The 22,307-nt window shown below is 66.1% G+C and carries 17 protein-coding genes; 6 read left to right on the top strand and 11 right to left on the bottom strand.

All coding sequences use genetic code 11. The features are described from left to right. A partial coding sequence (locus GPJ75_RS26450; RefSeq protein ID WP_163273051.1) for a trimethylamine methyltransferase family protein occupies positions 1–1,524 on the top strand: 1,524 nt, incomplete at its 5' end. 364 nt (positions 1,525–1,888) lie between these two features. Beyond that, positions 1,889–2,479 (top strand): PadR family transcriptional regulator, encoded by a 591-nt coding sequence (locus GPJ75_RS26445; RefSeq protein WP_246249310.1) that lies wholly within the window; start codon positions 1,889–1,891, stop codon positions 2,477–2,479. 57 nt (positions 2,480–2,536) lie between these two features. Here GPJ75_RS26445 and bmt read toward each other — a convergent pair whose 3' ends face one another. Together bmt and GPJ75_RS26435 are read right to left on the bottom strand one after the other, a co-directional pair. Beyond that, entirely contained in the window at positions 2,537–3,559 is a 1,023-nt protein-coding gene (gene bmt / locus GPJ75_RS26440; protein WP_163273049.1) for a betaine--homocysteine S-methyltransferase, read from the bottom strand. 181 nt (positions 3,560–3,740) lie between these two features. Further along, complete coding sequence (locus GPJ75_RS26435) at positions 3,741–4,589, bottom strand: helix-turn-helix domain-containing protein (RefSeq protein WP_163273047.1); 849 nt, start codon at positions 4,587–4,589, stop codon at positions 3,741–3,743. A 203-nt stretch (positions 4,590–4,792) separates the two neighbouring features. Between GPJ75_RS26435 and GPJ75_RS26430 the strand changes: the two genes are divergently transcribed. Both GPJ75_RS26430 and GPJ75_RS26425 read left to right on the top strand, forming a co-directional pair. Further along, positions 4,793–5,803, top strand: coding sequence for a fatty acid desaturase (locus tag GPJ75_RS26430; RefSeq protein WP_163273045.1), 1,011 nt, complete (start codon positions 4,793–4,795; stop codon positions 5,801–5,803). Between the two features lie 46 nt (positions 5,804–5,849). Beyond that, complete coding sequence (locus tag GPJ75_RS26425; protein ID WP_163273043.1) at positions 5,850–6,656, top strand: phosphate/phosphite/phosphonate ABC transporter substrate-binding protein; 807 nt, start codon at positions 5,850–5,852, stop codon at positions 6,654–6,656. 8 nt (positions 6,657–6,664) lie between these two features. Here GPJ75_RS26425 and GPJ75_RS26420 read toward each other — a convergent pair whose 3' ends face one another. The 4 genes from GPJ75_RS26420 to GPJ75_RS26405 form a co-directional block, all read right to left on the bottom strand. Beyond that, positions 6,665–9,265 carry a GcvT family protein gene (locus tag GPJ75_RS26420; protein WP_163273041.1) on the bottom strand — a complete coding sequence of 867 codons (2,601 nt, stop codon included), beginning with the start codon at positions 9,263–9,265 and terminating at the stop codon, positions 6,665–6,667. Between the two features lie 70 nt (positions 9,266–9,335). After that, complete coding sequence (locus GPJ75_RS26415; protein ID WP_163273039.1) at positions 9,336–10,913, bottom strand: trimethylamine methyltransferase family protein; 1,578 nt, start codon at positions 10,911–10,913, stop codon at positions 9,336–9,338. Positions 10,914–11,256: 343 nt separating this feature from the next. Further along, positions 11,257–12,171, bottom strand: coding sequence for a 3-hydroxyisobutyrate dehydrogenase (gene mmsB / locus GPJ75_RS26410; protein WP_163273038.1), 915 nt, complete (start codon positions 12,169–12,171; stop codon positions 11,257–11,259). A gap of 173 nt (positions 12,172–12,344) precedes the next feature. After that, positions 12,345–13,514 (bottom strand): isobutyryl-CoA dehydrogenase, encoded by a 1,170-nt coding sequence (locus tag GPJ75_RS26405; RefSeq protein ID WP_163273037.1) that lies wholly within the window; start codon positions 13,512–13,514, stop codon positions 12,345–12,347. A 75-nt stretch (positions 13,515–13,589) separates the two neighbouring features. Here GPJ75_RS26405 and GPJ75_RS26400 point away from each other — a divergent pair, with 75 nt between their 5' ends. Continuing rightward, a complete protein-coding gene (locus GPJ75_RS26400) occupies positions 13,590–15,086 on the top strand; it encodes a cobyric acid synthase (RefSeq protein ID WP_163273036.1) in 1,497 nt (498 codons plus the stop codon). 136 nt (positions 15,087–15,222) lie between these two features. Beyond that, entirely contained in the window at positions 15,223–15,624 is a 402-nt protein-coding gene (locus GPJ75_RS26395) for a hypothetical protein (protein ID WP_163273035.1), read from the top strand. 10 nt (positions 15,625–15,634) lie between these two features. Here the strand turns inward: GPJ75_RS26395 and GPJ75_RS26390 are convergent, their stop codons facing one another. The 5 genes from GPJ75_RS26390 to GPJ75_RS26370 form a co-directional block, all read right to left on the bottom strand. Beyond that, positions 15,635–17,263 carry an ABC transporter ATP-binding protein gene (locus GPJ75_RS26390; protein ID WP_163273034.1) on the bottom strand — a complete coding sequence of 543 codons (1,629 nt, stop codon included), beginning with the start codon at positions 17,261–17,263 and terminating at the stop codon, positions 15,635–15,637. Continuing rightward, entirely contained in the window at positions 17,260–18,129 is an 870-nt protein-coding gene (locus tag GPJ75_RS26385; RefSeq protein WP_163273033.1) for an ABC transporter permease, read from the bottom strand. The genes GPJ75_RS26390 and GPJ75_RS26385 overlap by 4 nt, the downstream gene beginning before the upstream one ends. Continuing rightward, positions 18,126–19,082 (bottom strand): ABC transporter permease, encoded by a 957-nt coding sequence (locus GPJ75_RS26380; protein ID WP_163273032.1) that lies wholly within the window; start codon positions 19,080–19,082, stop codon positions 18,126–18,128. The genes GPJ75_RS26385 and GPJ75_RS26380 overlap by 4 nt, the downstream gene beginning before the upstream one ends. 357 nt (positions 19,083–19,439) lie before the next feature. Next, a complete protein-coding gene (locus tag GPJ75_RS26375) occupies positions 19,440–20,921 on the bottom strand; it encodes an ABC transporter substrate-binding protein (RefSeq protein WP_163273030.1) in 1,482 nt (493 codons plus the stop codon). A 60-nt stretch (positions 20,922–20,981) separates the two neighbouring features. Next, positions 20,982–22,256 (bottom strand): acetylornithine deacetylase/succinyl-diaminopimelate desuccinylase family protein, encoded by a 1,275-nt coding sequence (locus GPJ75_RS26370; RefSeq protein ID WP_163273053.1) that lies wholly within the window; start codon positions 22,254–22,256, stop codon positions 20,982–20,984. Between the last annotated feature and the right edge of the window lie 51 nt (positions 22,257–22,307).

Here is a 22,307-nt window from a genome sequence, read left to right as displayed (position 1 = left end):
CGCGGGGAGCGCGGCGGCGCGGCGGCCAGGCGCGCGGCGCGCAGTGGCGGCGGCCCCGGCCAGCAGCTCACCTATATCCGGCGCGTCCGGCCGCCATACGAGGTGCTGGACGAGGAGGCGCTGGCCCTCATCGAAGCCAACACCGATACGGTGCTGGAGGAGATCGGCATCGAATTCCGCGACGACGCGGAGGCGCTCGCCTTGTGGAAAGAAGCCGGCGCCGACGTGCGGGGCGACCGTATCCACTTCCCCAAGGGGCTTTGCCGCGAACTCCTGAAGACAGCGCCCGCCTCCTTCACGCAGCACGCCCGCAACCCCGAGCGCTCGGTCGAGATCGGCGGCGACACCACGGTCTTTGCCCCGGTCTACGGCCCGCCCTTCGTGCGCGACCTCGACGGCACCCGCCGCTACGCCACGCTGGAAGATTTCCGCAATCTGGTGAAGCTCGCCTATATGGCGCCGTCCATCCACCATTCGGGCGGCACGGTGTGCGAGCCGGTGGACGTGCCGGTCAACAAGCGTCACCTCGACATGGTCTACGCGCACATGCGCTTTTCCGACAAGCCCTTCATGGGCTCGGTCACGGCGCCCGACCGCGCCGAGGACACGGTGGCGATGGCGAGGATCCTGTTCGGCGAGGATTTCGTCGAGAACAATACGGTCGTCATCAACCTCATCAACGCCAATTCGCCCATGGTCTTCGACGAGACCATGCTGGGCGCGGCCAAGGCCTATGCCCGCGCCAACCAGGCCTGCATCGTCACGCCCTTCATCCTGGCCGGCGCCATGAGCCCGGTGACGGTGGTCGGCACGCTGACCCAGGTCCTTGCCGAGGTCATGGCGGGCGCCGCCTTCACGCAGCTCGTGCGGCCGGGCGCGCCGGTGCTGTTCGGCACCTTCGCCTCCTCGATCTCCATGCAGTCCGGCGCCCCCACCTTCGGCACGCCCGAACCCTCGCTGGTGTCCTACGGCGCGGCCCAGCTCGCCCGCCGGCTTGGGCTTCCGTTCCGCACCGGCGGCTCGCTGACGGCCTCCAAGGTGGCGGACGCGCAAGCCGCCTACGAGAGCGCCAACACGCTGAATTCGACCATCCTTGCGGGCACGAACTTCGTGCTGCACGCGGCTGGCTGGCTGGAGGGCGGGCTCGTCTCGTCCTACGAGAAATTCATGATGGACATAGACCAGCTCGGCATGCAGCAGCGCCTGTGCGAGCCGATCGACCTGTCGGAGAACGGCCAGGCGATGGACGCCATCCGCGAGGTGGGCCCCGGCAGTCACTATCTCGGCTGCGCCCACACCCAGGCCAACTTCCAGACCGCCTTCTACCGCTCGTCCATCGCCGACAACAATTCCTACGAACAATGGGCGGCGGAGGGCGAGAAGACGGCGGCCCAGCGCGCCAACCAGCTCGCCAGAAGCTGGCTGGAATCCTACCAGGCGCCGCCGCTGGACGAAGGCATCGACGAGGCTCTTCAGGACTTCATCGCCAGGCGCAAGGAATCGATGCCGGACGCGTTTACATGAGAACGCGGCTTTCCTGACAAAGAGGTCAGTTGGACCTGCCTGGGTGCCTCTTGGAGCGGTTCAGGCATGGATCCTCGGGTCAAGCCCGAGGATGACGACGGTGGGAGTGTTTCCACCAGTTGCCAACGTCGGCGTTTTGTCGCGCACCTCTCAACCTTCGTCATCCTCGGGCTTGACCCGAGGATCCATGCCTGAACATCGACGCGCCACCAGCGGTTAAAAGCTAAGGGCTGTCGATATTCGTCGTAATTGCGGGCGGAAAATTGGGTCCATCTTCCCCGAAATTTTCTCAGAGATGCCTCTTGCAAAAGATATATCGTTTGCTAGATATAGCGCATGTTAGGCATAACTTAGGAGAAATCTCATGCACGGTATGCATGGACACCGACACCGTCGATGCCGGGACGCCTGGGCTCTTGCGGCATCGCGCGGCCATCACGGCGGCTTCAAGGGCGGCAGGGGCGGTTCGTTCGGCCGCCATCGCGGCGGACCGTTCGGCGGAGGCGGCAGGCGGGTGTTCGATTCGGGCGCCTTGCGCCTCGTCGTCCTTGGCCTGATCGCGGAAGAGCCGCGCCATGGCTACGACATCATCAAGGCGCTGGAAGCCCGCTTCCAGGGCGCCTACAGCCCGAGCCCCGGGGCGATCTATCCGATGCTTCAGATGCTGGAGGAGGCCGACCTCGTTTCTTCCAAGACGGAGGGAAACAAGCGCCTCTTCACGATCACGAAGCAGGGCCGTGCCTTCCTGAAGGAACACAACGACGAGCTTGAGCGCATCAATGCGCAGCTCGACGAAGTCTCGACCGACATGCAGGGCATCGCGCTCGGCGAAGCCTTCAGGTCTCTACGCCATACGCTCTTCGGTAAGGTGCGCAGCGGCGAGATGAGCACGGAACAGGCGAAGAAGGCGCTCGAGATATTGAAGAAGGCGCGCGACGAGTTGAACGACCTGTAAGTAGCGGCGGCCTATGTCGACCGCTGGTGGCGCGGCGATGTTCCGTGGGCCCGCCGCTCAGCTCCGCGCCCGCCGCCGTTCCCGCCGGCCGGCGGGAGCGCTTCCTGCGCCGCTCTGGGCGGCGCCCTTGTTGCGCATCGGGCCGACGCGCGCCTCGATGTCGGCGATGGTGGGGCGGACGGCGGCCTTCTTGTGTTCGTCGAGCGCCTTGCGCATGGCCGCCAGGTGCTGGAAAGAGGTGCCGCAGCAGCCGCCGACGATCTTGGCGCCGCCGTCGACCGCCAGCCGTACATAGTCGGCCATCAGCTCCGGCGTGCCGGAATAGTGGATATCCGTGCCGCGGAATTCGGGAATGCCGCAATTGCCCTTGATCACGATGGTGCTGTCGGGCCGCGCCTCCGACATGTCGAGGAGGGCGGCGAGGATGTCCGGTGCGCCGACGCCGCAATTAGCGCCGACGGCAACCGGTTTTACCGGTAGCACCTCGGCCACACCGTGGATGTCCTTCGGGGCCAGACCCATCATGGTGCGTCCGGCTGTGTCGAAGGAGCCGGTATAGGTGTAGGGCAGGCCGGCGCGGATGGCAGCTTCCGCCGCGGCGCGGATCTCGTCCGGCGCCGACATGGTCTCGATCCAGGCCACCTCGGCGCCGCCCGCCTTCAGCCCTTCGATCTGCTCGGCGAAGGCTTCGACCGCCTCCTCGTAAGTGAGCGCGCCGAGCGGCACCAGAAGCTCGCCCGTGGGGCCGACGGAGCCGGCGACGATGACGCGCCGCCCGGCTTTTGCGGCCACCCGGCAGGCGATCTCGGCCGCCCGCCTGTTCAATTCGAACACCCGGTCCTGGGCGTGGTGCAGCTTCAGCCGGTGGCGGGTACCGCCGAAGGAATTGGTGAGGATGATGTCGGCGCCGGCATCGACGAAGCCCTGGTGCAGGGCCTCCACCTTCTCAGGCGCGGACTCGTTCCAAAGCTCCGGCGCTTCGCCCGATTCCAGCCCCATATCGAAGAGATTGGTGCCTGTCGCGCCGTCGGCGAGCAGCACGCCCTTTTCGGCAATCAGCGCATCGATGGGGTTTTGCATTGGGGGCGCCTTCTATAACTGCGCTCAGCACGTTTAGGAGATTGAATAAGGATATAAAGAAGTCTTTATATGGGGTCAATGGAGGCTGAGCGGATGCGTGGAGAAAAGTTGCCGCCGCACCCGCAAGCGGGAGACATCATCCCGGCCTCAGGCATGCCGGTTCAGCATTGCGAGGCTCCCGTCAGTCCGGCTTCAGGCTTCGCACAAACGCCGCCGTTTCATGCGCGTTCACCTCGGCGATGCGGATGAGGCCGTCGAAGTGGCGCGTCAGCGTGGTGATGGTCTGGCGGGCGTTCAGAACCAGATACATGCCGCCCATGTAGATCGCGGCGCGATAGGGCCCGAAGATCGTGTAGGGGGCGGAGAAGCGCTCGCGCCAGTCGAAGAGGAACAGGCGGAAGGTCGGGTAGAGATCGTCGATCAGGGTTGCCATATGCGCAAGCTGCGCGGCGCGCACGTCCCGCGGCAAGCCGTGCCATCGGCCAAGGCCGCTGGCGAAAAGCTCCAGCGTCTGGCGCGGCATGCACACCTCCATGTCGGTCTCCGGCCGCCGGTTGTAGTCCACCCGGTACTGCGCCTCGTCGCGCTGGGCCTCACGGCTTGTCTTGGCGGCATCGGCCTCGAAATAGATCACCTCCTCGCTTCTCAGAAGGTCGGGGATGCCCGACGGTACGTAGCGGATCTTGGTGCCCACCGCCTCGGCGTGCCATTTGGCCAGAAGCGTGCTGTCGAAGCCGCCCTCGGCTTGCGCGATCTCCATGTTCTCGCGCAATTCACCGGTAATCCCCTCGTCCTGGCTGAGGCCCAGAAGCCAGTCGAGCGATACCTGATGCCGGGCGGCGATGTTCATCAGCGTCTCGGCGCGCGGCAGGCGCGTGGAGCTGCCGGCGAGAAGCTGCGACAGCGCCGAGCGGTCGATGCCGACGGCAGCAGCGAAGGCGGATTGGTTGAGGCCCGAGCGCGACATGAGCACTTTCAGCCGCTCGCGGAATGTTCCGGACAGGTCGCGCTTGTCGATGATCTTTTCCATTGGGCTCCTGCCGGATTCGATGGCGGAATCTGGTAAATCTTCCGCATTTGTTCACTTAAGTCAACAATTGGGGTAGATGCTTCCGATAAGCATCGCTTTGTGCGCATTCTCGCATTGCGGCTTCCAGTCTCTCCTGACATCTATCTGTCAGGAATCGGACGCGGCGCCGGGCATGGGGTTTGGCACCGCAGACCAGGACAGCAATGAAACCCAAGACCAAGAGCCGGCGCGGCCCTCCGGCGATTGAATGGCCGACTATTGCCTTGATTCTGCTTTGCTATGCCGCCTGGGGAGCGGCCGGCATCTTCTTGTGGCCCGACTGGCCGCTGACGGCGCTTGCCGCGCTTACCGTGACGATCGCCCTGCAATCCTCGCTCATGCACGAGTGCCTGCACGGCCACCCGACACGCAACTCGGCTGTCAACGAGGCGCTGGTGGGCCTGCCCATCGGCCTCGTCTATCCCTATCGCCGCTTCAAGGCATTGCACCTGCGCCACCACGCCGACGAGCGGCTCACCGACCCGTTCGAGGATCCGGAGAGCTATTACCGGGCGCTATGGCGGTACGAGGAACTGCCGGAGGCGATCAAGCTCATCCTCAAGATCAACAACACGATGATCGGCCGCTTCGTCCTCGGTCCGCTCATCATGAACGCCGCCTTCTTCGCCTCGGACGCGAAGCTGATCGCGGCGGGCGACCGGGGCGTGCGCACGGCTTGGGCGCTGCACGCCGTGGGCCTTGCCATCGTCCTGCCGATCGTGTCCCAAGGCTTCGGCATGCCGTTATGGCTCTACGTCCTGGTGCCGGCGTGGCTTGGCCAGTCGCTCATCTCCGTGCGCACCTTCGCCGAGCACCAGTGGTCGGAGCGGCCGGATGGGCGCACCATCATCGTCGAGCGCTCGCCGCTGTCACTCCTCTTCCTCAACAACAACCTGCATCTCGTGCATCACAAGCGGCCCACCGTTCCGTGGTACCGGCTGCCCGCGCTCTACCGGGAAAGGCGCGCGGAGTGGCTGGCCATGAACGGCGGCTACGCCTATCCGAACTATCTCGCGCTTCTGAGGGACTTCGCCTTCCGCGCCAAGGAGCCCGTGCCGCACCCGGCCCTGCAGCGCGAGCCGCATGCACCGCGCGCCTTCCGCCCGCGCGCCCGCAGCCATTCGCTGACAGAGGCGGGCACCGTGCCTGTGCCGGCAAGGCCGGCGAACGAATAGGTGCCGGCCTTGCCTTATCCGGCGCCGACGGCCGATAAGGCACATCATGAGCAGTCTCGTTGCCGCCCTGCCGATGTACGACTGGCCCGAGATGCGGGCTGAGACCGATACCGAATGGGCGCGGCTTTGCGATGCCCTGCGGACGGAAGGCATCGCCGCACCTCTCCGGCTCGCCCGCCGCAACGCCGACCTGCCGGCGGTTACGGGCGGCATACGGGACGCCGTGGGCCGGCGGATCGCGCCGGACCCGGCGAGGCTGGCCCCGGAGGAGCTCGATCTTGCGACATTGTGGCGGCATCCACGTCTCCTCCTGGCGCAAACCTGCTGGGGACCGATGGAGGCCGGGCTTGAAGCCCATGTGCAGGTGGTCGGCCAGCCGGACTATTCGGCCTATGAGGGCGGGGAAGGGGCGCTCTATTCGAGCGCCATCCTGATGCGGCGCGGCGATGCGCCGGCCATCGCCGCGCCCGCCGGCGGACGCGCCTCCATCCCACTCGAGACGCTGCGCGGCAAGCGCTTTGCCTATAACGAGCCCAACTCCATGTCCGGTTTCATCGCCCTGCGGCGCGATCTGGAGGCGATGGGCGAGGGCTTTTCCCTGTTTGCGGAGAGAATTGCGACGGGTTCTCACGGTGCCTCGGCATTGGCGGTGGCCGAGGGCAGGGCGGACGCCTGCGCCGTCGACTGCCGGACCCTGACGCTCATCCGGCGCTTCAGGCCAGCATCCGCCGGCCTTGTGGTCGCCGGCTGGACGGCGCGGCGGAAGGGTTTGCCGTTCATTACGAGCAGAGCGACCGCACGGGAGCATCTGGCAGTTTTCCAGCGCGCGCTCGGTCTCCGCACCCCCGCTTGAAGGGGGACCTACCCCCGCATCCGCTCCCCTTCCGGATCGAACGGCGGCAGAAGATTGATGCGGGCCGGGCGGCGCTGGCCGAGGATCTCGATCTCGAACAGGCCCTCGCTCTCGTCTTCCGCCAGTTCCGCCGGCAGATAGCCCTGAGCCATGGATTTTTCCACGAAGTGCGCATAGCCGCCGGACGTCACCCACCCGACGACGCGCCATTCGCCGTCTGCGATGCCGCGGATGTGCGCCGGGTCCTCGCGGCTCGCGCCGCCACCCTCGCTTCTTTGCACGGCCGCGCCGCCGGCCGTAAAGCGCGGCGCTCCGAAGCCGTGCGGCTTCTCCACAGTGCCAAAATCCTTCTTGCCCACCTTCGCCCAGATCGGCTCATCACCCATCACGTCGGCATCCAGCGCCTCGACGATGAAGGAGACACGGCGCAGCCTCGGCCCCTTTGCCTTCTCCCTTGCCGCCGCCTCGTAGCCGATGAAATCGTTCTTCTCCAGCTTGACGAAGCGCTCCATCGCCCCTTCGAAGGGCCCATAGATGGGGCGTAGCTCGCGGAACCAGGTGGGGAAATTCTTCTCAAGCCGCATGGACAGAAGCGCCCGCATGCCGAAATCTACAATGCCGAACTCGGCGCCTGCCTCTTTGATGCCTTCATAAACACGCCGCTGGTAGGCTGGCGGCATCCATATCTCGTAGCCGAGGTCGCCGGTATAGGTGAGGCGATTGACCATAGAGGGCGCGCCGGCCACCGCCATCTCGCGGAAGTCCATGAAACGGAAGGCGCCCCTCGAGACATCCGTGTCGACAAGCTTTTCCAGCACCTCCCGCGATTTCGGCCCGGCGATGGACAGCCCCACCAGCGTCTGGTCGAAGCGGTGGATCCTCACTTCGCTGTCCCTTGGGCCATCCTTCGGCAGGTGCTTCTCGAACCAGCGCATGTGGTAGACCTGCGCGGCCGACGAGCCCCACACCATGAAGCGCTCCTCGCCGGCCCGCGCGATGGTGAAATCGCCGATCAGCTTGCCGAACTCGTTGAGCATCGGCGACAGTACGATGCGGCCCGTCTTCGGCATGCGGTTGGTCATCAGCCGGTCGAGGAAGGCGGCCGCACCCGGCCCCGAGACCGCGTATTTGGCGAAATTGGCGATCTCGGTGACGCCGACGCCGTTCCTCACCGCGCGCACCTCGCCCCCCACATGCTCGAAATCGTTGGAGCGGTGGAAGGAGACGATATCCTTCGGCTCCGTGCCTTTCGGCGCGAACCAGAGCGGCGTCTCCAGGCCCCACGAATCGCCCATCACGGCGTTGTTGTCGCGCACCATCACGTCGTAGAGCGGCGTCGTCTGTGCCGGCCGCGCGGCCGGCAGCTCCTCGTTGGGGAAGCGGATGGAGAAGCGCCGCGAATAGTTCTCGCGCACCTTGGCGTTGGTGTAGCGCAGCGTTGCCCACTCGCCGAAACGGGCGACATCCATGCCCCAGACGTCGAAGCCCGGATCGCCGTTCACCATCCAGTTGGAAAGCGCCAGCCCCACGCCGCCGCCTTGGGAGAAGCCGGCCATGACGGCGCAGGCACACCAGAAATTCGTCAGTCCCTGCACCGGCCCAACCAGCGGGTTGCCGTCCGGCGCAAAGGTGAAGGGGCCGTTGATAACCTGCTTGATGCCGGCGTTCTCAAGCGCCGGGAAATGGCGGAAGCCGACCTCCAGCGAGGGAGAGATGCGGTCGATGTCCGGCTGTAAAAGCTCGTGGCCGAAGTCCCACGGCGTCTCATGTTCCGACCAGGGCTTGGCGGCCTTCTCATAGGTGCCGAGCAGGATGCCGTTCCGCTCCTGCCGCGTGTAGATCTCGCCCTTGAAGTCGATGACGCCGACCATCTCGCGCCCCGTGGCGCGGTTGAATTCTTCAACCTCCGGCATCGGCTCGGTCAACAGATACATGTGCTCCATGGCGAGCAGCGGCAGTTCCAGCCCGACCATGCGCCCCACCTCGCGCGCCCATAAGCCCCCGCAATTGACCACGTGCTCGGCCTTCACCGTGCCTTTCTCGGTGACCACGTTCCAGGTGCCGTCAGCCTCCTGCGTCAGCTCCACCACCCGGTTCCTCAATTCGATCTCCGCCCCCAGCTTGCGCGCTGCGCGCGCATAGGCGTGGGTGGTGCCGGAGGGGTCGAGATGGCCCTCCACCGGGTCCCACATGGCGCCGACGAAGTTGGTCTCGTCCATGAGCGGGAACATGGCCTTGGCTTCCGACGGGGTGATCAGCTCCGTCTCCATGCCCAGATACCGCCCCTTGGCGTGTGCCAGGCGCAGGAAATCCATGCGCTCCGGGCTATCGGCCATCATCACGCCGCCCGTCAGGTGCAGCCCGCAGGACTGGCCGGAGAGTTCCTCGATCTCGCGATAGAGCTGTACGGTGTAAGCCTGCAGCTTCGCCACGTTCGGATCGCCGTTCAACGTATGGAAGCCGCCGGCCGCATGCCAGGACGAGCCGGATGTCAGCTCCGAGCGCTCGATCAGAAGCACATCCGCCCAGCCGGCGCGGGCGAGGTGGTAAAGCACCGAGCAGCCCACCACGCCGCCGCCGATGACAACTGCTTTTGCATGGGATTTCATGGGGTTATTTCCGTATATGCGGGAAGTGATTCAAGAGCTTGAAGGGGCGCTTCGCTTTCCATGGGTTCCACTAAAAATCCGTCGGCGCCCCGCCCTCGCGGATTCGTCGCTCCACGAACGCGTCCAGCTCCTCGCGGATCGCCTCGTCCATCGGTGGCGCCTCGTAGGTGGCCAGCCGCTCCTTCCACAGCCGGTTGGCATGCTCGATGGCCGTCGGGCTACCGGCCTGCGCCCAGGTCTCGTAGTTGCGCCAGTCGGAGATGATCGGTGAGTAGAAGGCGGTCTTGTAGCGCGCCTGGGTGTGTGGGGAGCCGAAGAAATGGCCGCCCGGGCCTACCTCGCGGATGGCCTCCACGCCAAGCGCATCCTCCGACAGGTCGAGCGGGGTGAGGAACTCCGCCACCATCTGCAGGAGGTCGAAGTCGAGCATCATTTTTTCGTAGGAGCAGCACAGCCCGCCCTCTAGCCAGCCGGCCGCGTGCTTGACGAGGTTGGCACCGCCGTGGATGCAGCCCCACAGCGAAAAGACGCTCTCGTAGGCCGCCTGCGCGTCGACCGTATTGGCCGCGCAGACATTGGAGCTGCGGTAGGGGATGCCGTAACGGCGGGCGAGCTGGCCGCCGATAAGCTGCGCTTTCATGGATTCGGGCGTGCCGAAGGCAGGCGCGCCGGAGCGCATGTCGACATTGGAGGTGAAGCCGCCATAGCCGACGGGCGCGCCCTTCCTCACCATCTGCGAAAAGGCGAGGGCGGCGAGCGCCTCGGCGTTCTGTTGCACCAGGGCCCCGGCGACGGTGATGGGCGCCATGGCGCCCGCCAGCGTGAATGGCGTGACGATGACCACCTGGCCGTGGGTCGCCATCTGGATGACGCCCTCCAGCATCGGGATGTCGAGCTTCAGCGGCGAGTTGGTGTTGATGACGGTGAAGCAGGAGGGCTCGTCGCGAAGCTGCTCGGCACTCACGCCGCGGGCGATGCGGGCGATCTCGATGCCGTCCTGGTTGCGCTCCCTGCCCAGCGAATAGATGTGAAAGGTCTTGTCGGTCAGCGTGGTGATGTCGCGCAGGCATTCCAGATGCCTGATGCCGGCGTGGATGTCGATCGGCTCCACCGGGTAGCCGCCCAGGCAGTGGACGATGTTGTGCATCTGGGCGAGCTTCACGAAATTGCGGAAGTCGGCCTGGTTCCCCGGCCGCCGCCCGCTATCCGTGTCGGAGCAGTTGGGCGCGGAGCCGATCTGCGCGAATATGATGTTGTTGCCGCCCATGCGCAGGTCGTGCGCCGGATTGCGCGCATGGACGGTAAACTCGGACGGGCAATGGGCGATGAACTCCAGCACCATGTCGCTGTCGAAATGCACCCGGTGCGTATCCTCGCGCACATCGGCGCCATGGCGGCGCATGATGGCGCGCGCCTCGTCGTGCAGCACCTCGATGCCGATTTCCTTCAACACCTTAAGCGAGGCGAGGTGGATCGATTCCAGCTCGTCCTCGGACAGGAGACCCGTCGGCGGGAAGGGAACGGTCAGCTGGCGGAAGGGAGGCTGGTCGAAGGCGTCGGCCATGCTGTCCCGCTTTGCCGCACGGCCGCCACGCCGCGTGCGGCCGCCCTCCGGGTGTGCCTCGGCGGCTGTGTCCGGGATGGTCATGGGATGCCTCGCTGTGCGTTGCGCTGGCCGGCATCATGACGCCTCGCATGGAGCACCGACAACGAAACGGCGACCGAAAGCGCAAGAGAAGCGACATCTGAATGACGTATTCCGACAAGACGTGGGCACTGCCGCGAACAGCAAAAAACCGCGCCCTCCGACTGGAGAAACGCGGTTTTATGTAACTCGACAGGCGCCCTCACGGGTACAGTTACGCTTGCGAAGGCGGTCCGCTCCGGTACGCGAGACCCTTTCCGGAGCCGGGGCGGTGCCTGTGATGTCCGCCTTCCTTTGTTCTAGACCGACATCGTTACCGGGAGGTTAGCAAGTGCTTGCGCAATCCTTAACGTGGCATTTTTTGACGCGGTTTCCGCTCATCCCGGTTTCCGCGCAGGAAGTTTATGATGCCGGAAAAATCCTTGCCGCCGTTGCCCATGGCCTCGAACAGGGCATAAAGCTGTGCCGCCTCCGCGCCCAGCGGCGTCGCCGCGCCCGAGGCTTGGGCGGCTTCCTGGGCAAGGCGCAGGTCCTTCAGCATCAGGCTTGCCGCAAAGCCCGGCTGGTAGTCGCGGTTGGCGGGCGAGGCCGGCACGGGGCCGGGCACCGGGCAGTAGGAAGTGAGCGACCAGCATTGGCCGGAAGCGGTGGAGGCGACGTCGAACAGCGCCTGGTGCGACAGGCCCAGCTTCTCCGCCAGCACGAAGGCCTCGCCGACGCCGATCATCGAAATGCCGAGGATCATGTTGTTGCAAATCTTCGCCGCCTGTCCGGCGCCCGCCTCGCCGCAATGGACGATGCGGCCGGCCATCGGCTGGAGTATAGGCTCGGCCTTGGCGAAGGCAGCCTCGCCGCCGCCGGCCATGAAGGTGAGTGTGCCCGCCTGCGCACCGCCGACACCGCCGGAGACCGGCGCATCGATGGACAAGAGCCCGCGCTCGCCGGCGATGGCATGCGCCTTGCGCGCCGATTCGACATCGATGGTCGAAGAATCGATGAACAGCATGCCCTTCGCCGCCTTCGGCGCGATGTCCTCATAGACCGACAGCACATGCTTGCCGGCCGGCAGCATGGTGATGGCGACCTCCGCCCCTTCCAGTGTCTCCGCCGCACTCGCCGCCACGTCGACGCCGTTCCCGGCGGCCTTCTCCAGGTTCTCCGCCACAAGGTCGAAGCCGCGCACCTTGTGCCCGGCCTTGACGAGGTTCGCGGCCATGGGGTTGCCCATGTTGCCAAGGCCGATGAATGCGATGGTGGTCATGTGGATGCTCCTCCGCGGGTGGGGAATGGTGGATTAGTGAGTAGTGAGTAGTGAATAGTGAATAGTGAGTAGCGAGTAGCGAGTAGAAATTTTAGAATTGTTATTGATAATCAAAAACCCTATTATACTTTCTATTCACTATTCACTATTCACTATTCACTATTCACTATCTTCTATTCCTTCCCCACCAGATGCCGCGCAATGATCACGCGCATGATCTCATTCGTGCCTTCCAGGATCTGGTGCACGCGCAGGTCCCGCACCAGCTTTTCCAGCCCGTAGTCGTGCAGGTAGCCGTAGCCGCCGTGAAGCTGCAGCGCGTCGTTGGCGACGTCGAAGCAGGTGTCTGTGACGAAGCGTTTGGCCATGGCCGACCATTTGGAGGCGTCGGGCGCCCTGGCGTCCAGCTTGGCGGCGGCGGTGTAGAGCAGCACGCGGGCGGCGGAAAGGTTCGTTTCCATGTCCGCCAGCTTGAACTGCAGCGCCTGGAAGCGGTTGATGGTCTTGCCGAAGGCCTCGCGCGCGGCCGTATAGGCCTGCGCCTTCTCGTGCGCGGCCTGGGCACCGCCCAGCGAGCAGGCAGCGATGTTGAGCCTGCCGCCGTCAAGCCCGGCCATGGCGATGCGAAAGCCGTCGCCCTCGTTCGCCAGCAGGTTTTCCGCCGGCACCTTGCAATCCTCGAAGATCACCTGCCGTGTGGGCTGCATGTGCCAGCCCATCTTCTTTTCCAAAGGTCCGAAGGAAAGGCCCGGCGCGTCGGCCGGCACCACAAGGGCGGACACGCCCTTCGGCCCATCCTCGCCGGTGCGTACCATGGTGACGTAGAGCTCGGTCTCGCCGGCACCGGAGATGAACTGCTTGGCGCCGTTCAGCACGTAGTCGCCGCCCGATTTCACCGCCTTCGTCCTGAGTGCAGCGGCATCGGAGCCGGAGCCGGGCTCCGTCAAGCAGTAGCTCGCCAGCCACTTCATAGAGGTGAGCTTCGGCAGAAGGCGCTTGCGCTGTACCTCGCTGCCGAAGGTGTCGATCATCCAGGCGGCCATGTTGTGGATGGAGATGAAGGAGGAGAAGCCGGGGCAGGCGGCCGCCAGCGCCTCGAAGATCAGCACTGCGTCGAGCCGCTTGAGGCCGGAGCCGCCGACATCCTCCGCGCAATAGATGCCGCCGAAGCCGAGCGGCCCCGTCTGGCGGATGACGTTCAGGGGAAAATGCCGCTCACGGTCCCAGTCGAGCGCGAAAGGGGCCACGTGGTCGGCGGCAAAGCTCCGCGTCATCTCGCGGATGGCGCGCTGGTCGGCGTTGAGCGTGAACTGCCCGCTGCCACTCTCGGCGATGGCCTCCATCGTGTCCTCCCGGCCTTTCTTTTCTTTCAGTGAAGTTTAGTGCATTGGAGGGCGCGCGCAACGGGAGGATGGCCCATGGCCCACGCCATCATGCTGCAGGGTACCGGTTCCGACGTCGGCAAGACGGTGCTTGTCGCCGGCCTCTGCCGGGCGGCGCGCAATCGCGGCCTGAAGGTGCGCCCCTTCAAGCCGCAGAACATGTCCAACAACGCCGCCGTCGCGGCCATTCCCGGCGAGGCGGGCGAGGGCGAGATCGGCCGTGCGCAATGGCTGCAGGCTCTCGCCTGCGGTGTGCCGCCGACCGTGCACATGAACCCGGTGCTCCTGAAGCCGCAGAGCGACATCGGCTCGCAAATCGTCGTGCAGGGCAGGGTGGCCGGCAGGGCGGCCGCGCGCGACTACCAGGCGCTCAAGGGCCGGCTGATGGATGCGGTCATGGACTCCTGGGCGTATGTGGGCGAGGGCGCCGATCTCGTCATCGTCGAGGGTGCCGGCTCGCCGGCCGAGATCAACCTGCGCGACCGCGACATCGCCAATATGGGCTTTGCGAGAAGGGCGAACGTGCCGGTGGTGCTGGTCGGAGACATCGACCGCGGCGGCGTGATCGCCGCCATAGCCGGCACGCATCTCATCCTGGCGGAAGAGGACCGGCGCATGGTGGCCGGCTACATCATCAACAAGTTTCGCGGCGACGTCTCGCTCTTCGACGAGGGCATCGCGGCGATCGACCGCTTCACCGGCTGGCGCTCCTTCGGCACGGTGCCGTGGCTTTCCGAGGCGGCGAGGCTGCCGTCGGAGGATTCGGTGGTGCTGGAGCGGCTTGCCGGCGGCAGTGCGAAGCCGCTCAAGGTGGCCGTGCCCATGCTGCCGCGCATCGCCAATTTCGACGATCTCGACCCGCTGCGCGCCGAGCCGCAGGTGGAGGTGGTGTTCGTGCCGCCGGGAAGCCGGCTGCCGGCCGATGCCGGGCTCGTCGTCATCCCCGGCTCCAAATCGACGATCGCAGACCTTGCCGCATTCCGGCAAAACGGCTGGGACAGCGATCTTGCCGCCCACCGGCGGCGCGGCGGCCGCATTGTCGGCCTGTGCGGCGGCTACCAGATGCTGGGCCGGCGGGTGAGCGATCCGCACGGGCTGGAGGGCGGCGCGGGAGCGGTCGAGGGCCTCGGCCATCTCGACGTGGAAACCGTCATGGAGCCGGAGAAGTCCGTGCGCAACGTGCACGCCCGCTCACTCCACCACGACGTGCCGCTCACCGGCTACGAAATCCATCTCGGCCGCACTGAAGGCGCCGATTGCCTGCGCCCGGTGGCCGAGATCGACGGCCGCGCCGACGGCGCAACCTCTCCCGACGGCAAGGTCTACGGCACCTATCTGCATGGGCTCTTCGGTTCCGACGCCTTTCGCGCCCGCTTCCTCGAGGCGTTCGGGGTCGTCGGCGGCGGCACGGACTACCGCGCCGGGGTGGAGGCCGCGCTCGACGCGATCGCCGATCACCTGGAAACCCATCTCGACTGCGATGCGCTGTTTTCCCTCGCTCGGTCGGGCGGCCTGCGTTCGGAAACCGCATGAACGGGCAGTGCGCCGGGCGGCGTCAAACATTTGGCAATATTGCTCTGCAAGGGAAAGAAGGGACTTTCGCACGCAAGGGCCTCTGTCGGCGAGGCGGGCTCGCCTGCCGCCTTGCATGGACTGGGGATGCCGAATAATGGCCGTGGATATGCCGACCAAGACCGAAGGCCCCGTCGGGCCCCGCCCGGCATCTCCGACGGAGCTTGCCGGAGACGTCCTGCTATTACTGCGCCTGGTGCTGAACGACGGCGAGATGACGCCGTCCGCGCGCGATGCCCTGCAGCGCGTGGCCGAGCGCGCCTTCAGCATTGACGCGCCGACGTTCGAGGCATTCCTGCCGGTGCTCCAGCCCTTCGGCGCGAAGGGCGCAGCGCGGGCCGGTGCGGTGCTCCGCGCACGGCCGAAGGATGAGCGCGTGCTGCTCGCCCGCATGCTGCTTGCCGCCGCACTCAAGGGCGACACGCTGACCCTGCACGAAGAGCGCCTGCGCGCGCGGGCAGCGGAGATCCTCGGCCTCGATGAAGGGGACGTGCGGTAGGTCCGTCCCCTCAGGGGCCGGAAACCCGCGCCGACCGCATTCTCAGCGCCCGATCAAGGTCGGGCGCGGCGGCGACGAGCGCCTTGGCCGCTTCCGTCTCCGGCCGGTCGAACACCGCGTGGGTGTCGCCTTCTTCCACGATCTTTCCCTCATGCATCACCATCACCCGGTCGGTGATGGCGCGGGCGACCGTCAGGTCGTGGGTGATGAAGAGATAGGCCACCCTGAGCCGCCGGTTGAGGTCGGCGAAGAGATCGAGGATCTGTGCGCGGATCGACACGTCCAGCGCCGAGACCGGCTCGTCGGCGACGATCAGCTTCGGCCTGGTGATGACGGCACGGGCGATGGAGATGCGCTGGCGCTGGCCGCCGGAGAACTCGTGCGGATATTTTTCCATGTCGGCAGCCGAAAGCCCGACCTCATCCAGAGCCTCGGCCACCAGTTCGCGCCGGCGCGCGCGATCCGGCTTCTCGTCCAGCAAGTGCAGCGGCTCGGCCACCAGGCGCTCCACCCTGTGACGCGGGTTGAAGGAGCCGTACGGGTCCTGGAAGACCACCTGCATGTGTCGGCGGGCCGAGCGCAGCTCACCCTCTGTCTTATCCTCCAGCGCCTCTCCCTCGAAGCGTATGGAGCCTCCGGTCGGCCGGTCGAGCGCCAGGATCATGCGGGCGAGGGTGGACTTGCCGCAGCCCGAGCGGCCGACCAGCGCCATGGACTGGCCCCGCGCCAGCGAGAAGGAGACGTCGTCGACGGCGCGGAAGGTTTGCTGCCTTGAAAAGAGCGACGCACGGCGGATGGGGTAGTCGCGCGTCACGCCCTCCACGTTCAGAAGCGCCTCCCCCGCGCCGCTGTCGGCGGGCCTCGCGCGTGCCGGCACGTGGGTGGAGGCTTCGGCAAGCCGGCGCGTATAGGGATGCACCTTTTCGGTCAGCGTGCGCGCCGTCTCGCCGGCTTCCATCACCTGGCCGTGGCGCATGATCGTGGTGCGGTCGGCCATCTCAGCCACCACCGCCAGATCGTGCGAGATGAGAAGCAGGCTCATGCGGTTTTCATCGACCAGGTCGCGCAGAAGATCGAGGATCTGCGCCTGTAGCACCACGTCGAGCGCCGTCGTCGGCTCGTCGGCGATCAGGAGCTTGGGCTTCAGCGCGCAGGCGATGGCGATGACCACGCGCTGGCGCTGCCCGCCCGACAGTTCGTGCGGATAGCGCGTCAGGGGAAACTGCTTTTCCGGCAGCCCGACGCGTTCCAGCATGGCGCGGGCGCGCGCTTCGGCGTCCGGGCGGTTGGCGCCGGTGTGCCAGCGGATCCCCTCGGCCACCTGCTCGCCGATCGTCTTCACGGGGTTGAGCGCCGTCATGGGCTCCTGGAAGACCATGCCGATATCGTCGCCGCGCAGCCGGCACATGGCGGCTTCCGGGGCCGCGAGGATGTCGATGCCGTCGAAGACGACACGTCCCCTGGCGCGCGCGGCATGCGGCAGGAGCTTCATCACCGTCAGCGCGGTCATCGACTTTCCGGAGCCCGATTCGCCTACCAGCCCCATCACCTCGCCGGCGGCGATGGAAAGGTCGATATCCTTGAGGATCGGCGCCTCGCCGATCGTCAGCGACAGGTTCTCTATCTCCAAGAGGCTCATCGCTCGCGCCTCAGCCTCGGGTCGAGCACGTCGCGCAGGCCGTCGCCCAGAAGGTTGAGGCCGAGCACGGTGACGACGATGGCGAGCCCCGGAAAGAGGGCCAGATGCGGGGCGATGGCCATGCGCGTCTGCGCCTCGAACAGCATGCGCCCCCATGAGGGCATGGGCGGCTGTGCGCCAAGGCCGAGATAGGAAAGCCCCGCCTCGGCCAGGATGCCGAGGGCGAACTGGATCGTGCCCTGGACGAGCAGCAGGCTGACGATGTTGGGCAGGATGTGCTCGATGGTGATCAGCGCCTTGCCCTTGCCGGAGGCGCGGGCGGCCAGGATGAACTCGCGCGGCCACAGCGAAAGCGCGCTGGCGCGGGCGATGCGGGCGAAGACGGGCACGTTGAAGATGCCGATGGCGATGATGGCGTTGACGGCGCCGGGGCCGAAGATGGCGGTGATCATCACCGCCGTTAAAAGGGCGGGAAAGGCGAAGACCACGTCGTTGACGCGCATCAGCGCCTCGTCCGCCCAGCCGCCGCGCGCCGCCGCCCACGTGCCGAGCGGTACGCCAAGCCCCATGCCGATACCGACGGCGACGACGGCGACGGCGATGGAGTTGCGCGCGCCGATCATGATCATCGACAGGATGTCGCGGCCCATATGGTCGGTGCCGAAGGGGTGGGCCGGGGACAGGCCCTGCATGCGGGCGGCAACCTCCAATCGCGTGATGTCGTGAGGCGTCCAGAAGAAGGAGACGAGCGCCATGAGCGCGATCACCGCGGTGATGACAAGGCCGATGAGGAAGGAGCGGTTGGCGAGCGCCTTCATCAGCACATGGCGCTCTGGCGCCGGGGTGAAGACGGGATCGAGGCTCATCGGCCGGTCCTCAGGCGCGGATCGGCGACGGCGTAGCAGACGTCGACGAGGAGGTTGACGAGGATGATGCTGGCCACCAGCAGCATCACCACGCCTTCCACGACGATCAGGTCGCGCTGGCTGATGGCCTGGAAGATGAGCCTTCCGAGGCCCGGCAGGTAGAACACGTTCTCGATGATAATGGTGCCGGCGAGCAGGAAGGCGAATTGCAGACCGAGGATGGTCAGCACCGGGATCAGCGCATTGCGCAGCGCGTGCCGCCACAGGACGGCGCGTCGCGGCAGGCCCTTGGCGCGGGCGGTGCGGATATAGTCTTCGCCCAGCACTTCCAGCATGGCCGAGCGGGTGACGCGGGCAAGGATGGCCGCCTGCGGCAGGGCGAGTGAGACGGCCGGCAGGAGCAACGCCTTGAACCCCTGCCAAAGCCCGCCCCAGCCCTCGCCCCAGCCGGGAAAGCCGCCCGCCGGCAGCAGGCGGAAGCCGACGGCAAAGACGTAGACGAGCAGCATCGCAAACCAGAAATTGGGGATGGCGACGCCCACCTGCGCAGCACCCATGGCGAGCGTGTCGGAGAGGCGCCCGCGGCGGGCGGCGGCGAAGATGCCGACGGGGATGGCGATGGCCGTCGACAGCGACAACGCCATCACAGCGAGCGGCAGGGAGACCGCCACGCGCTCGGCGACAAGTTCGATAACCGGCGAGGAATAGGTGTAGGAGCGGCCGAAATCGCCCGTCGCCATGCCGGTGAGCCAGTCGAGGTAGCGCAGGGCCAGCGGGCGGTCGAGACCCATCTCTGTGCGCAGCGCTGTGAGCGCCTCGGGGCTGGCGTTCATGCCGAGCATGATGCGCGCCGGATCGCCGGGGAGGATCTCCAGGACGAAGAAGACGACGAGGGAGGCGACGAAGAGAGTGGCGAGGCCGATGGCGAGGCGCTTGGCGAGGTAGGCGGTCATGGGTGGCCTTCCTGAAGAATGGGAAAGCCGATCGAAGGGCACCTATGGGATAGGGGTGCACAATCCCCCACTCCGTCTCGCGCGTTCCGCGCGATCCACCTCTCCCCCGAAAACGGGGGAGAGGAAGCGCCGGCCGGGATGAAGGGCGCCCTTCCTCTCCCCCAGGTCAAGTGGGGGAGAGGTGGATCGGCCGCAGGCCGAGACGGAGTGGGGGAACCCGCGCCATCACCAATGGCGCTACAGGCTGAGGAAGAGTTCAACCGAACAGGCCACCTATGCCTTCTCATCAGCCTGGGATGCCCGTGAAATTGCATGTAGACGAAGCTTCACATGAATTTCCGCAAAACTCCTCGAAAATCACTCCACCCACCGCACCTTCGTCAGGTCGTTCGCCTGCACGGGCGTGTTCTCCCACATGCCTTCCAGCTTGGCATCCCACACCCCCGTCTTCGGCAACTGGAAGAGGAAGCCGTTCACCGCATCCTCGGCAAGGATGCGCTGGGCCGTTCCGAAGAGCTCCTTGCGCTTGGCCGGGTCGGACGTCGCGCCGAGTTCTTCCATCACCGCATCGAAGGCGGGGTTGTCGTAGTTGAAGTAGTATCCCTCGCGGGCGTAGATGTTGATGTCGTTGGGCTCGGTATGGGAGACGATGGTCAGGTCGTAGTCCTTGTTGGTGAAGACCTGCTCCAGCCACTGCGCCCATTCCACGGGGATGATCTCAAGCTCTATGCCGATCTCGCGTAGCTGCGAGGCGACGATCTCGCCGCCTTCTCGTGCATAAGGCGGTGGCGGCAGCTTCAAGGTGGCGGAGAAGCCGTCCGGATAGCCGGCCTCGGCCAGCAGCGCCTTCGCCTTCTCCACGTTGTGGGGATAGGTGTCGGTCAGGTCGATATAGGCCGCGTTGGCGGGCGAGAAGTGGGAGCCGATGGGCACGCCGTTGCCGGCCGATGCACCGAGGATGATCTCGTCGCGGTCAAGCGCGTGGGCGATGGCCTGGCGCACCATGAGATTGTCGAACGGCGCCTTGCCGTTGTTGGTGGCCAGGATCGTCTCGCCCTCGGTGGCGCCGATCACCACCTCGAAGCGCGGATCGGCCTCGATCTGCGGCAGGGCATCGCCCGCCTGCAGGTTGGGGAAGGTGTGCACGTCGCCGGACAGGAGCGCGGGCACGGCGGCCGCGGCATCGGGAATGAAGCGGAACTCGGCCTTTTCCAGCGCCACCGGCTCGCCCCAGTAGTCGGCGTATTTCGAGATGGTGACGGACGAGCCCTTGGCCCAGTTGTCGAACTTGAAGGGGCCGGTGCCGACGGGCTTTTCCTTGTTGGCGTCGGCCGATTCGGGCGCCACGATCACGGCGTCGCCCCAGCCAAGGTTATAGGGAAGGGCGCCCTGCGGGTGCCCGAGCGTGATCCTGACGGTCGTAGGATCGACAGCCTCGACGCTCTCGATGGCCGAGAAGAGCACCTTTTGCGCGTTCGTCGAATCCTCGGCCCGCGCGCGGTCGAGGGAGAATTTCACGTCCTCGGCCTCGAAGGTGGTGCCGTCGTGGAAGGTCACCCCCTCGCGAAGCTTGAAGGTGTAGGTCAGCCCGTCCTCGGAGACCTTCCAGCTTTCGGCAAGTGCCGGCTCGACCTCGCCGCTGGGACCGATGCGGGTGAGGCCCTCGAAGACGTTGGCATAGACGATCTCGTCGATGGCCGCGGCCGCGCCCGCGGTGGGGTCGAGATGCGGCGGTTCAAGCACGACGCCGACAACGAGGTCCGTGCGCGCGCTCAAGGCGGCTGACCCGGACACAAGGAAAACCGCCGCCGCGCCGAGCATCGTTGCAAAAGTCTTCATGCCGTATCTCCCATTTCTTGGCGCGATTGAAGCGCGAATCCGGTGGTGAGTAAATCGCCCTTACGCAACGCCGCGCAGCAGTGCATCGAGGCCTGCGGCCATCACCTTGGCCGATTCGACCATATCATCGATGCCCACCCATTCGTCCGGGCGATGCGCCAGGTCGAGGATGCCGGGGCCGTAGGCCACGCAGTCGTGCAGGTGGCCGAAGCGGGCGACGTGTTTCTGGTCGTAGGTGCCGGGCGAGATCACGTATTCCGGCTCCTTGCCGAAGACTTCGCGGATGGCCCCTGCGAGCGCGTTGGGCACCGGCGCGTCGCGCTCCGTCATCAGGGGCAGCACCTCCATCAGGTCGCGGATCTTGTAGTCAAAGCGCGGCCGCTCGCGCTTCAGCCGCTCCAGTATCGCCACCACCTCGCCCTTCACTTGGCCGATGTCCTCCTCGATGAGGAAGCGGCGGTCGATGACGAGGCGGCAGGAATCGGCGACGTTGGGCGACGGCAGGCCTGGGAAGAAATCCTCCGTCTGCCCGCCATGGATGGAGTTGATGTTCATCGTCGAGCGGCGCGCCCCCTCCGGCACCACCGGCATGTGCGTCTCCTTGGCCTCGAGGGCCGGAAACAACTCCTCCTCGAACGCGCTGAGCACCGCCCCCATGTGGCGGATCGCCGAATCGCCGAGGAAAGGCATGGAGCCATGGGCGATGGAGCCGGCCGTCTCGATCTCCGCCCACCACACCCCGCGATGGCCGAGGCAGATGCGGTCCTTGTTGAGCGGTTCGGGAATGATGACGTGGTCGACGCGGGGTTTTGAGAAGAAACCTTGCTTGGCCAGATGCGCCACGCCGCCGTAGCCGCCCGATTCCTCGTCCGCCGTGCCGGAGATCTCGATGGCGCCGGGAAAATCCGGGTTCACGGCGAGAAAGGCCTCCACCGCGATGATGGAGGCGGCGAGCCCTCCCTTCATGTCGCAAGCGCCGCGGCCGAACACCTTGCCCTCGCGCACCACGCCGGCGAAGGGATCGACCGTCCAGCCCTCGCCGGCCTCGACAACGTCTATGTGCGAGTTGAAGTGGACGGTGGGGCCGGGGCTCCGCCCCTCGCGGTGCGCCACCACGTTGGTGCGCGGGTAGCGGTCGCTGTCGCCAGGCGCGCCTTCGCCGCGGATGAGCCGGACCTCGAAGCCGCGCGCGGAAAGCCGCCGGCCGATATACTCCGCGCAAGGCGTGTAGGCCTCGCCCGGCGGGTTGACGGTGGGAAAGCGGATCAGGTCGACGGTAAGCGCGACGAGTTCTTCGACACGCTCGTCGACAGCGCGGAACAATCTTTCATTCATTGCGGCATAGAGACGGGAATCGGCCAGCTTGGCAAGATGGCAGGCAGGTCT

Origin of the sequence: Chelativorans alearensis, assembly GCF_010993735.1 — a bacterium.
Lineage (GTDB): Bacteria > Pseudomonadota > Alphaproteobacteria > Rhizobiales > Rhizobiaceae > Chelativorans > Chelativorans alearense.
This window is presented reverse-complemented; position numbering and strand designations above follow the sequence as displayed.